Origin of the sequence: Microbacterium sp. SL75 (assembly GCF_026625865.1) — a bacterium.
In the GTDB taxonomy this organism is placed as follows: Bacteria; Actinomycetota; Actinomycetes; order Actinomycetales; family Microbacteriaceae; genus Microbacterium.
Genome location: NZ_CP113067.1, coordinates 1,552,136 through 1,564,795, shown reverse-complemented (window position 1 = coordinate 1,564,795; position 12,660 = coordinate 1,552,136). Strand labels below are relative to the sequence as shown.

Below are 12,660 nucleotides of genomic sequence, written 5' to 3'. Positions count from 1 at the left end.
ACTGAAAGGGATGGTATCCGACGGAGCGCGATCGGCGTAGCCGGCGTACGCGACGACGCCGCCGCCCGGAGGCGACGGCGTCGAGCGCGAAGGCGACCTACTCGCCCGCGGCGGCCGGAGCGGTCTGCTGCGCGGAAGTCACGTCGCGCGGAGCACCGTGCGGGCGAATCACCGAGGGCCGGCGCATGAACAGCACCGCGACGAGGCCGAGACCGATGACGATGATCGGCAGCGTGAGCGACTGACCCATCGCCTGCGAGAAGCCGTCGACGACCTGCGGCGGCAGCACTCCGCCACCGAAGCTGGCCGAGGCATCGGCAGCCCCCGGCAGATTCGCCTCGAGGCGCGCCTGCATGAAGGCGGCGATGGATGCCGATCCGATGACCGATCCGACCGTGCGGGTCGTGTTGTAGATGCCCGCGCCGGCACCCGCCTGGCGCGGCGGGAGGTTGCGCGTCGCGGTGGTCGCGAGCGGGCCCCACATGCCGGCGTTTCCGATGCCCATGAAGACGGAGGGGATCAGGAACATCCAGATCGGGGCGTCGTTCAGGATCAGTGCGACGTAGAGCCCGAGCGATCCGCCGACGAGCAGCAGACCCGGCACGAGCAGGAAGCGCGGGTCGGTGCGGTCGAGCAGCTTGCCGGCGAACGGTGCGAGCACGCCCGACAGGATCGCGAGCGGCACGAGCAGCAGCGCCGACTCGGTCGGGGTCAGACCCAGGGCGAGCTGCAGGTAGAACATCTGCGGCAGAGCCATGCTCGTCACGGTGAACCCGACGGCCGCGATCGCCAGGTTCGCGATCGAGAAGTTGCGGTCGCGGAAGAGGTCGAGGGGAACCAACGGCTCGCCCGTGCTGCGCGCCTGCGTCCAGACGAACACCGCCATGACGACGACGCCGGCTGCGACCATCGCCCAGATCCACGCGGCCCAGGAGTAGTGCTCGCCCTCCTGCAGGCCGAACACGATGAGGAACAGACCCACGGCGCTCAGCACGACGCCCAGGATGTCGAACTTGTGCGCGGTGCGCGGCAGCTGCGGCACGAGGATGACGGCGGCGATGAAGCCGATGATTCCGACGGGGATGTTGATGAAGAAGATCCACTCCCACCCGAGGCCGTCGACCAGCAGACCACCGGCGAGCGGCCCGACGAGGGTGGCGACACCGGCGGTGGCGCCCCACAGCCCCATCGCCGCGCCGCGGTTCTGCGGCGGGAAGGTGCGGGTGATGACGGCCATGGTCTGGGGCGTCATCATCGCGGCACCGAGACCCTGGACGGCCCGGGCGACGATGAGCATCTCGAGCGTGGGTGCCAGGCCGCACGCGAGCGAGGCGAGGGTGAAGAGGGCGAGGCCGGTGAGGTAGATGTTCTTCGGCCCGAAGCGGTCGCCGAGGCGCCCGGTGATCAGCAGCGGCACGGCGTACGTCAGCAGGTAGGCGCTGGTGACCCATACGACGTTGTCGAGGTTGTTGGTGTTCGGGTCGAGGGCCGCCTTGATGGCGGGGTTCGCGACCGAGACGATCGTGGTGTCGACCAGGATCATGAAGAACCCGATGACCAGCGCCCAGAGGGCCGGCCAGGGGCTGCGTTCGTGGGTCGTGTGCGACCCGGTTCGAGTGGATGCCGCCGAGGCGGCGCGAGAGTCGGTCATGCTGTGGTCTCCTTTGAGACGCGGTGCTTGTTCTTGATGTGTTCGGGGATCTCGGCGACGCCCCAGGGGAGGGACCGATCGGCGAGGCGCGCGCGCAGGGAGTCCTGCCACGCGAGTTCGGCGTCGAGCAGAGCGGACTGCCGCTGCAGCTCGACGAGGAATTGTTCGGGGGTTTCACGCTCGGCCGCGAGGCCGAGGCCGGCGCTGTGCTCGTCGACGGAGGCGACGAGCAGGGCCCGACGCTGATCGAGAAGGTCGATGACCTCGTCGCGCTCGAGGTTGTGGGCCTCGGAAAGGGCGACCCGGAAGTCACTCGCCCGATCGATCTGGGGGAGCTCCGCGCGCACCCATTCCTCGACGGCCCGGCGTCCGGCATCCCGAAGCGTGTACGTGGTGCGCTCGGGGCGGTTGCCGTCGCGATCGACGCCGACCTCCGCGAGCAGGCCGTCTCGTTCGAGGCGCGCGACCGTGTGGTAGATCGTGCCCTTCTGAAGGGGCACGAGACGGTCGTCGCGGCGCTCTTTGAGCAGGCGCACGAGTTCGTACGTGTGCATGTCGGCCTCGCGGAGCGTGGCCAGGATCATGACCGCGACGGGGGTGAGGCGGCTGGTCTCCGGCATCCGTCCTCCTCATGGTCCGTGTCGACTAGTCCACATGGACTATACGCCCATTCCCCGCTCGGCGCGAACGCCCGCGGATGAACGTCGAGTGTCCACGACAGGCCGCACCGAGGTGGACGCGTGCGGCGCGTTCCGGACACTCGACGCCCGGGCAGCCCGGAGCAGCAGGGCCCCCGACACCACGCGGAACACGCCGCACCCGTCCGGAGGTGCGGCGTGTTCGAGAGCGGGCCCGGATGCCGGGGGTCAGGCCTTCGGAGAGTCGCTGGACGCCTCCTCGGGCGTCTGCTCCGCCGGAGCGGGCACCGGGACGCGAGGCTGACGCCAACGGATCGGAATGCCGAAGATGCCACGCTGATTGGGCTCCTCGACCTCCAGCCCGTAGTGGGCTCCGATCGAGTCGCGTAGCTGCGCCCGCTCGGCCTTGTCATAGGCGCGCATTTCGCGGCGGAAGGCCGTGACGGTCGCCCAGCAGATCGCGAGCAGCACGAGGCTGAACGGCAGAGCGATGCTGATCGCCGCGGTCTGCAGGGCCTGGAGCCCGCCCGCCAAGAGCAGGGCGAAAGCGATGAGCGAGGTCGCGAGGGTGAAGAAGATGCGGACCCAGCGCTTGGGCTCCTCTTCGCCACCTGTGGCGATCATTCCCATCACCAGGGCGCCCGAGTCGGCCGAGGTGACGAAGAAGATCCCGATGAGGATGAGGAAGCCGATCGACAGGAACACCGTTCCCGGGACGCCCTGGAGCATCTGGAAGAGCGCCGTCGAGACGTTCACGGCCCCGTCGGCTCCGACCAGCTGCACCGTGCCGGTCAGCTCGCCGTAGATCGCGGTGCCGCCGAGGACCGTGAACCACAGGATGCCGACGAGCGTGGGCACCAGGATCACTCCGGTGACGAACTCCCGAACCGTGCGGCCGCGCGAGATGCGCGCGATGAAGATGCCGACGAAGGGGGCCCACGAGATCCACCAGCCCCAGTAGAACGCCGTCCACGTGCCCTGCCAGGCCACACCGTCTTCGCCGGAGTAGGCGCTCGTCGTGAACGACAGGCTCACGAAGTTCTGGATGTAGTTGCCGATCGACTGCACGACGTCGCGCAGCAGGAACTCGGTGGGTCCCGCGAACAGCAGGTACAGCATGAGCAGCCCGGCGAGCACGAGATTGATGTTCGAGAGCCACTTCATGCCCTTGCCGACACCCGAGAGCACCGAGAACAGCACGAACGCCGTGATGACACCGACGATGACGGCCTGGCTGATGACCGAGGGCGTCACGAGGTTCAGGTAGTCGAGCCCGGCGCTGATCTGGATGACGCCCAGACCGAGCGAGGTCGCGACGCCGAACAGCGTGCCGACCAGAGCGGCGACATCGACCGCGTTGCCCCAACCGCCCTGCACGAGACGCGCCCCGAGCAGCGGCTCGAGCGCCCAGCGGATCGTGCGCGGGCGCCTGCGCCGATGGAAGGCGTACGCCAGGGCGAGACCGATCACCACGTAGATCGACCACGCGTGCACGCCCCAGTGCAGGAACGTCTGCGACATCGCCTGCTGTGCGAGCTGATTCGGCGTGCCCTCGACACCCGGACGCGGGTCGGCGAAGTGGCTGAGCGGCTCGCTCACGCCGTAGAAGACGAGGCCGATGCCCATGCCCGCCGCGAAGAGCAGCGAGAACCACGACATCGTCGAGAACTCGGGCTCGTCGTCGTCCTGACCGAGCTTGATGTTGCCGAAGCGGCTGAATCCCATCGCGAGCGCGAACACGACGAAGAACGCCGCGATCAGAACGTAATACCAGTTGAACGCCGAGACGATGAAGGTCTGCACGGCGCCGAAGGTCGCCTCGGCCGCGCTCGGGAAGAGCATGGCGAAAGCGATGAACGCCCCCGCGATGGCGGCGGCGGGCCAGAACACCCATCCGCGGATGGTCTTACGGCGACTGCCCAGATGAGGGTCGATGTTCACCGCGGTGTCGGGGGCTGCCTCGGTCATTCCACCGAGCGTAGTCAGGAGGTGCGCCGCGACCGGGGGGCAGGCGCCCCGGCGGGCGTTATGACACAATCCGCGCCGGTGCGGGGCGCGCGCACCCGCAATAATGAGCGGGTGACCACCGCTCCCCCGCTCGAGCTCCCCGGCTTCCGCCACATCTACTCCGGCAAGGTCCGCGACCTCTACGTGCCCGCCGACACCGCCGAGGGCGAGGCCCCCGCGCACCTCCTCGTCGTCGCCAGCGACCGCGTGAGCGCTTTCGACCGCGTGCTGTCTCCCGGCATCCCGGACAAGGGCGAGCTGCTCACCACGCTGAGCCTGTGGTGGTTCGATCAGCTCGCCGGCGCCGACGGGGGCCGTTCGATCCCGAACCACCTCACCGCCGACCACGCCCTGGTGGGCGACGAGGCCGTCGCCCTGATCCCGGATGCCGTGCAGGGGCGCTCGATGCTCGTCCGGTCCCTCGACATGCAGCCGATCGAGTGCGTCGTGCGCGGGTACCTCACCGGCTCGGGCTGGGCGGAGTACCGCGCCGAGGGCACCGTGTGCGGCATCCCTCTGCCCGAGGGCCTGAACGACGGCGACCGTCTGCCGGAGCCGCTCTACACCCCCGCGTTCAAGGCGCCGATGGGCGAGCACGACGAGAACATCACCTTCGAGCGCTCGGTCGAGCTCGTCGGAGCCGAGACGGCGTCGGCCCTGCGCGACCTCTCGCTCGAGATCTACCGCCGCGCGTCCGCGACGGCCGAAGCCCGCGGGTTGATCCTCGCCGACACGAAGTTCGAGTTCGGCTACGACGACGACGGGGTGCTGACCCTGGCCGACGAGGTGCTCACCTCGGATTCGTCCCGCTACTGGGATGCCGAGGCCTGGCGCACCGGCTCCACTCCCGCCGAGCGCATGGCCAGCTTCGACAAGCAGATCGTGCGCAACTGGCTGGCGGCCAACTGGGACAAGCAGGGCGAGCCGCCCGCGCTTCCCGCCGAGATCGTCGAGCGCACCCGCGACCGTTACGCGGAGTTGCTGCGCCTGCTGACGTCCTGACCTCACCCGCCGCGATGCCACCGACATCACGTGACGTCGGCGGAATCACCCCGCGAGATCACGTGATCTCGCCAGAACGACCATCGAGATCACGCGACCTCGTCGAGAGCACACGCCACGGGGTGTGAGCTCGGCGAGAACACGTGACCTCGGCATCCACCCCCACCTGAGGAGACACATGTTCCGCTGGAAGCTGCACGGCAACGGGCGCACCGTCGAACCCGGGGCCGTCGTCGCCCCCGGCGAGCGCCTGAACTGGGGGGCGACGATCGCGATCGGGCTCCAGCACGTGATCGCGATGTTCGGCGCCACCTTCCTGGTGCCGGTGCTCACCGGGTTCCCGGTTTCGACGACGCTGCTGTTCTCGGGTGTCGGCACGTTGCTGTTCCTGCTCGTCACGAAGAACCGCCTCCCCAGCTACCTGGGCTCCTCTTTCGCGTTCATCGCGCCGATCACGGCAGCGACGACCACCGCGGGCACCGGCTCAGCGCTCGCCGGCATCGTGGCCGTCGGCGTGCTGCTCGCCGTCATCGGCTTCATCGTGCAGTTCGTCGGCCTCGGCTGGGTCGACAAGGTCATGCCGCCGGTCGTCGCCGGCGCGATCGTGGCACTGATCGGTTTCAACCTCGCCCCGGTCGCGTGGTCGAACTTCAAGGTGCAGCCCCTGCCCGGCACGATCACGCTCGTCGCCGTCATCTTGTTCAGCGTGCTGTTCCGCGGCTTCCTCGGGCGCATCTCGATCTTCCTCGGCGTGATCGTCGGCTACGTCGCCACGGTGCTCATCCAGGCGGGCACCGGCGAGACGCTCATCGACTTCGGCGCCGTCGAGGCCGCTCCCTGGGTGGGCCTGCCGACCTTCGAGATCGCCGACTTCACGACGCCCGCGACCTGGTCGGTCATCGCGATGTTCCTCCCCGTGGTGCTCGTGCTCGTGGCCGAGAATGTCGGTCACGTGCGGGGCGTGGCGGCGATGACGGATGCCACGGCCAACCGCTCCACCGGCCGCGCTCTCATCGCCGACGGTGTCGCCACCACCCTCGCCGGTACCTTCGGCGGTTCGGGAACCACGACCTATGGCGAGAACATCGGCGTCATGGCCGCCACCCGCGTCTACTCGACCGCGGTGTACTGGGTCGCCGGTCTCACGGCGATCGTGCTGAGCCTGTCGCCCAAGGTCGGCGCGGTGTTCAACACCATTCCGGCGGGAGTGCTCGGCGGTGTCACGACCGCGCTCTACGGGCTGATCGGCATCATCGGCATCAAGATCTGGGTCGACAACCGCGTCGACTTCTCGCGTCCGGTCAACCAGTACACCGGCGCCGTGGCCCTGGTGCTCGCCATCGCCGGCTTCACCATGCAGTGGGGCGACTTCCAGCTCGGTCCGATCGTGCTCGGGTCCGTGGCGGCGCTGGTCATCTACCACCTCGGCAACGCCATCGCCCGCGCGCGCAAGACCGGCGCCGACGACGGCGGCCCGATCCCCGCCGTGGGTCCGCTGGGCGGCGACCCGAGCTGACGCGCGGCGGGCCGCCGCGGGCTGAAGGATCAGCCGGTCGTGCCGTCGCGCGGAGTTCCGCGTCGACACGCCGGTTGGGGGGGCCTGCAGCGGCGCGGCGCGGCTGGACTCCGCACGACGGCCCGGGCCCCCTCGTGCGTCCCGTGCGGGGTGCCGCCCTGCACACCCGGGCCCGCCCCACAAGAGGGGATGCCGGCGCCGGAGCGCTCGGTAACGTCGGGCACCCGGTGGGGCACCGCACACCGCCTCGCCACCGATGACGAGAGAGGCACGCTCATGGCATCCGATATCTCCGACCCGTCGCAGGCCGCTGCCGACGAGGACTCCTTCGAAGGCGCTGACGTCGAGGTCTCGCCCACCGCCGGCTCGGGCTCCGACGGAGAGGCCAAGCCCGGCGGGCTCGGGGCCGATGGCACCATCCCCGACGACCCGAAGGGCGTCGCCGCCGGTCACTCCGACACGGCCTCGCACTTCAACCCCGAAGAGGACGAGGAGTCCGCCTGAAACCCGGCCCGGGGTCGGGCCGACTAAACTGAGAGAGGCGTGTCGGGAAGTCTGGTCGACGATCTGTCGATCGACCCTCCAGGAAGCCTCATGAGCCACGACACCACCCGCGCGCCCCAGTGGCCCGGATACGCCGAAGTCCACCGCGTCACGACGCTTCTGCGCCGCGAATCCGTCGGCGGCATTCTGCTGGTTGTGGTCGCGATCGGCGCGGTCGTGTGGGCCAACTCCCCCGCGTCCGAGGCGTACTTCGCGCTGCGCGACTTCCGTTTCGGCTACGCGCCATGGCACCTCGAGTTGAGCGTCGGGTCGTGGGCGGCGGACGGCCTGCTGGCGGTCTTCTTCTTCCTGGTCGGCCTCGAGCTCAAGCGTGAGATCGTCGTCGGGAGCCTCCGCCGACTGGGGACCGCGATCGTGCCGGTGACGGCCGCCTTCGCGGGGGTCGCCGTGCCCGCCCTCCTCTACGTCGCGATCGTGCACGCGCAGCCGAGCCTGCTGGCGGGGTGGGCCATTCCCACCGCGACCGACATCGCTTTCGCGGTGGCGGTGCTGGCGCTGGTCGGCTCGCATCTGCCCGGTCCCCTGCGCATCTTCCTGTTGACGCTCGCGGTCGTCGACGACCTGATCGCGATCGCGATCATCGCCGTCTTCTACACCAGCGACATCGCGCTGGTGCCGCTGGCGGTCTTCGCCGTGCTCGTCGTCGTCTACGGCGTCATCGCCCACCGTGGCCGCGCGTGGTTCGCCCGCACATCCTGGGGCGCCTGGGTCGTGCTGCTGCCGATCGGCTTCGCCGCGTGGGCGTTCCTGCACGCCTCGGGGGTGCACGCGACGATCGCCGGAGTCGCGCTCGCCTTCACGATCCCGGTCGCCGCCTCGCGCCGTCAGCCCGAGGTGCGGGGCATGGACCTCGCCGAGCAGTTCGAGCACCGCTTCCGTCCCCTGTCGGCGGGCATTGCCGTGCCGTTGTTCGCCTTCTTCGCGGCGGGGGTCTCGGTCGGCGGCGGCGAGGGACTGCTCCGCGCTGTGACGGACCCCGTCACCCTCGGCGTCGTAGCCGGTCTCGTGCTCGGCAAGCCCCTCGGCATCCTGCTCGGTGTCCGCCTGCTCACTCTCGTGACGAAGGTCCGGCTCGACCCCGCTCTGAAGTGGATCGACCTGGCCGGGGTGGGCCTGCTCGCCGGGATCGGCTTCACCGTCTCGCTGTTGATCGCCGAGCTGAGCTTCCCCGACGGCTCGCCCCACACCGACGACGCGAAGATCGCGATCATGGTCGCCTCGCTTCTGGCATCCATCCTCGCCTCGTCCGTGCTCCTCTTGCGCAACCGGCGCTACAAGCAGTTGGCTCTCGCCGAGAAGGTGGATGCCGACGGCGACGACGTGCCCGACGTATACCAACGGCCGCGACCCGAGGCCGGCTGAGCCGCCGTGGCATCTGACGACTAACCGGCTCGTGCTCCGTCTTCTGCGGCGCCCCGCCGACGATGGACGGCAGCGGCGGACGTCTCTTCGGTGACCCGGTCGCGAGGCGACCACCCTTTCCGGCTCCGCTGTGTTCACCGGGATGATGCTTACCGCTGCGGCAAACCGACGAGGGAATGCCGGCGCGAAGCGACGGTGCTCCGTGCCGACGTCAGCACTTTCGACAAATAGTGCGTCGAGGTAGAAATTCCCTGCTAGGGTGTTTCCGATCCGTTTCAAACCAAATTGTTCCTTTTTGCACCATAAGGAACAGTCGCTTCTGCGCGACCTTGGCGCTGAAGCACGCCTCGGTCGATGCCGAGCCTGAGGCCCGCACGACATGCGCCTCCGCGCGTCCGTTGCCGCGCGGGGGAGTTGAAAGCTCGACTGGCGACCACCCTTTTGCGCATGTCGACCGCGCGCGCATAAACGAACCAACTACTCCGTCTTGAATCCGCAGGACGGTCATCCTGAGTGGAAAGCAGCTCCCATGACCCTTGTCACCCACCTTCGCAAGAGGAAAACTCTGATCGCCGCCGTCGCTCTCCTGAGCATCGGGCTCGCCAGCTCCGTCGCGTCCGGAGCGTACTTCACGGACTCCAAGACCGTGTCGAACAACAAACTGTCCTCGGGAACCGTTGTTCTCGGCGGCACCGACTGGTCCGACGCAACGACCTCTACTCCGGTGACGTTCACGAACGTCCTTCCTCTCGCAGATGCCGACATCCCGACGGGGAAGGCCTCTCAATTCATCACCGTGATCCGCAACCGCGGAACGGCGGCGATCGACTGGAATGCCTCGATCAGCCTGACCTCGAGCGACTTCGCCAAACAGGTCTACGTGCAGTACAAGATCGGCAGCGGTAATTGGGCGGACCCCATCACCCTCGACGCTCTCAACGGACAGAAGATTGCAAGCAGTGCGGAGCTGAGCGCCTCGGGCTCGCAGACCATCTCGTGGCGCGCGTGGCTACCCTCCACCACGGGCAACTCCGCTCAGAACAAGACCGTGACGTTCACGCTCAAGCTCGACGCTATCCAGGCTGGCGCCCCCCAGTCCTGAGTCCGGGGCCGGCCCGCCTTCTCGACGGGCTGGCCCCTTCACCCCGCGACAGAACGCTCGTGCACACAACGCATCCTCCTCTGACGAACCACCCGCGAACCCGCATCTCCCTGCGCCCCATCCATGCTCTCCGGCCCACGCTTGCGCGAAGAGACAGGCATGTACGCCCCCGCCGTGACGACGCGCAGCACGGGCAACCGAGCCGTCGATGAGACCCTGGGCATCGAACTCTTCAACGATTACGCGGGGGTTCTTTACGCTCCAGGCTCAGGCTCGCGTGCGGTTGCCCTTTCCGCGTGTCGCTACGGTTTCGCGCTGAAGCGGAACTTTTGCGACGAGGTCAGATCTTCTCGGGATCGCCGGAGAGATCTGACGTGACCGACGCCCGGTGACCCGACGAGGACGACGACGTATCAACCATCCGCAACCAGACAGCGTCGCGGGACCGGCTGTTAAGGATGTGCTTTCGTCCAAGGGCGCTGAGGGGAGGGTCCGGTCGGGGGAACCTCCCCTCAGCGGGCCGCCTGAGTGCGGCGGCCCGGGGGCAGGGGTGGGTTGTTGGGGAGAAACCCTGCCCCCGGCTCGAGGAAGCCGGCGTGCGGGTGATGCATCGCTGCTCTTGCTTCTCACTCCTGCGTACGGTGCCTCCGGTGAAAACCCGTAGCGATCACGCCCGCAGCAATCAGTCCGGCGCCGAGCAAGGGCGCGGCGAGGCTGGCGTCGTTGCCGGTCACCGCCAGCTCGTTGGCGGTTGGTGGCGTCGCGTCGCCGTGGACCTGCTGGTCGGGCAGGTTTGCAACCTGAGGCGCCGGGGAAACGGTGACCGTGATGGGGTCGGCCCTGACGTCAGGGCCGCTGCCGTTGGACGCGGTAACGGCGAAAGTGCTCGCGCCCGCGGCCGTGGGAGTTCCTGACACCCATCCGTCACTGCTCAACGTGAGGCCCTCCGGCAGCGCACCCCGCGCGATCGAGAACTGCGGCTCGGGGTATCCGCCTGCGGTGAATCGATAGGAGTAGGGCGTTCCGACTGTCGCCGCTGGTGGCGGCGTCGATGCGGTGAAGACGGGCGCTGCAGGCGCCGGCTCAGTGGTAATCGTGATGGGGCCGGTCGAGGCCCCGGGATCCACTCCGTTGTCTGCGGTCACGGTGAATGTGCTGGCGCCGAGGGTGGTGGGGTACCCCCTCAGGCTCCCGTCGAACTGATCGAGCTCGAGACCGTCCGGCAGAGATCCCTGTGACACGGTGAACAGCGGTGTGGGGTATCCGGATGCGGCGAACGTGTAGGAGTACTTGATCCCGACCGTCGCGATCTTGTCGGGTGTCGAAGCGGTGAAGCGCGGGGCCACCGGTTCGGGGTTCACATCGATGGTGATCACGTCGGTGGTCGCGTCGGGATCGACACCGTTGGACGCGGTGACGCGGAATGAACTCGCGCCGGTTGTCGTCGGCGTGCCCGACAAGATGCCGTCTGAACTCAACGTCAGCCCGTCCGGGAGCGACCCGTCAGCGAGCTGGAACGTGGGCGCCGGGGAGCCCGATGCGGCGAAGGCGTACGTGTAGGCGGTGCCCACCGTTGCGGTGTCGCTGGGCGTAGAGGCAGTGAACGCCGGGGCACGCTCGATGGTGAGAACGGAAACACTTCCGCTCACATTGTTCAACACGTACAAGTTGTCGCCATCGGGACTCAGAACGACCGCCACCGGACGGTTGCCCGTCGGAATGGTGCGCACGACCGACCGGGTCTGCCGGGAAAGCACAGAGACGGAGTTGTCATTGGCGTTGGCGACATAACCCCATTGGCTGTCGGTGCTTACTGTCACCGCCACGGGGGTTTGCCCCACGTTGATCGTGTCCAGCACCGAGTCGTCGGTGAGATCGATAACGGATACCGAGCCCACCCCGTTCGCCACCAGTGCCAGCCCCCCGTCCGGCGCTATTGCCACGTCCGTCGGATAGATTCCCACAGGGACAGTCGCCTCGACCTTCCGCTCATCGACCGACACGATCGAGACGGTGTCATCGTCTCCGCTCGTCGTCAGGATCCGTTTGCCGTCGGGCGTGATCGCGAGCGACGTCGGAGAGCCGCCGACCACCGCCAGCGTCGCTACACCGGTAGGGAGATAGGCCTTCAGGACATCACCGGACGTCGCGTAAGCAGCGAGCCCATCGGGGCTCACGGCGATACCGGCGCTGGACCCGTCGAGCGCCCAGTCGCGGACGAGATCTCGCCCCGTTGTCGAGAACTTTTGGATCGCCGATCCGGTTGCCGTGAACAGGTACTCACCGTCCGGTGTCACGGCCAGGTCGGTCAAATCGGCACCCGCTGCGATGCTGCCCTCGATAGATCTCGTCGCGGTCGCGACGATCGTCACCTCGCCGGTAGCGTAATGACCTATGTACAGCGTCCCTCCGTCGGGGCTCACGGCGATCGACGTGGGCTCGCCGCCCACCGCTATTTCCGTTCCGGCCGCCACGGCGGCGCTAGATGAACTAAAGAGCACGCCCAGAACGGCAACAATAAGAGCGATAGCGAGCGTTGGAGATTTCTTCAGCATCATGGGGCAATCGTTTCGTGAGTGTTCCGCGCATCGCGTGTTCAGCAAGGCAGACGGACGTGTGCAGGACCTTGTCTCGAGGCTCTCGCAGTTCTGGTGTCCCGCATCCGCGCGAACTGCTGATTCGCATTGACCGCAGCTCTCGTGGACATCCGCCCACCGCAGGAGTAGCGGTGGACCTGTCGCGACCGAGAAGGATGGTCGGTGGCGGCAGTGGATTCCACTGTCATCTCCCGTGAGGGGCACGAGGGGGACGTTCGGCT

At 68.0% G+C, this 12,660-nt stretch carries 9 protein-coding genes; 5 read left to right on the top strand and 4 right to left on the bottom strand.

The features are described from left to right. Window positions 1-97 precede the first annotated feature (97 nt). The 3 genes from OVA17_RS07255 to OVA17_RS07245 all read right to left on the bottom strand — a co-directional run bounded on the left by OVA17_RS07255 (window position 98) and on the right by OVA17_RS07245 (window position 4,257). Window positions 98-1,651 (bottom strand): MFS transporter, encoded by a 1,554-nt coding sequence (locus tag OVA17_RS07255; protein ID WP_267789168.1) that lies wholly within the window; start codon window positions 1,649-1,651, stop codon window positions 98-100. Then, window positions 1,648-2,271 (bottom strand): PadR family transcriptional regulator, encoded by a 624-nt coding sequence (locus OVA17_RS07250; protein ID WP_267789166.1) that lies wholly within the window; start codon window positions 2,269-2,271, stop codon window positions 1,648-1,650. Before OVA17_RS07250 ends, OVA17_RS07255 begins: the two co-directional genes overlap by 4 nt. A gap of 246 nt (window positions 2,272-2,517) precedes the next feature. After that, entirely contained in the window at window positions 2,518-4,257 is a 1,740-nt protein-coding gene (locus tag OVA17_RS07245) for a BCCT family transporter (protein ID WP_267789164.1), read from the bottom strand. 60 nt (window positions 4,258-4,317) lie between these two features. Here OVA17_RS07245 and OVA17_RS07240 point away from each other — a divergent pair, with 60 nt between their 5' ends. From OVA17_RS07240 to OVA17_RS07220, 5 genes are all read left to right on the top strand, one after another. Further along, window positions 4,318-5,298: a phosphoribosylaminoimidazolesuccinocarboxamide synthase gene (locus OVA17_RS07240; protein WP_267789163.1), complete on the top strand. Its 981-nt coding sequence runs from the start codon at window positions 4,318-4,320 to the stop codon at window positions 5,296-5,298. A 178-nt stretch (window positions 5,299-5,476) separates the two neighbouring features. Beyond that, window positions 5,477-6,814 (top strand): uracil-xanthine permease family protein, encoded by a 1,338-nt coding sequence (locus OVA17_RS07235; RefSeq protein ID WP_267789162.1) that lies wholly within the window; start codon window positions 5,477-5,479, stop codon window positions 6,812-6,814. Between the two features lie 276 nt (window positions 6,815-7,090). After that, window positions 7,091-7,318 (top strand): hypothetical protein, encoded by a 228-nt coding sequence (locus OVA17_RS07230; protein WP_267789161.1) that lies wholly within the window; start codon window positions 7,091-7,093, stop codon window positions 7,316-7,318. 90 nt (window positions 7,319-7,408) lie between these two features. Next, window positions 7,409-8,740 (top strand): Na+/H+ antiporter NhaA, encoded by a 1,332-nt coding sequence (gene nhaA, locus OVA17_RS07225; protein ID WP_267789160.1) that lies wholly within the window; start codon window positions 7,409-7,411, stop codon window positions 8,738-8,740. 529 nt (window positions 8,741-9,269) lie between these two features. Then, window positions 9,270-9,842 carry a hypothetical protein gene (locus tag OVA17_RS07220; RefSeq protein ID WP_267789159.1) on the top strand — a complete coding sequence of 191 codons (573 nt, stop codon included), beginning with the start codon at window positions 9,270-9,272 and terminating at the stop codon, window positions 9,840-9,842. 626 nt (window positions 9,843-10,468) lie between these two features. On the opposite strand, the gene OVA17_RS07215 is transcribed toward OVA17_RS07220, so the two are convergent. Next, window positions 10,469-12,400 (bottom strand): putative Ig domain-containing protein, encoded by a 1,932-nt coding sequence (locus tag OVA17_RS07215; protein ID WP_267789158.1) that lies wholly within the window; start codon window positions 12,398-12,400, stop codon window positions 10,469-10,471. Window positions 12,401-12,660 lie beyond the last annotated feature (260 nt).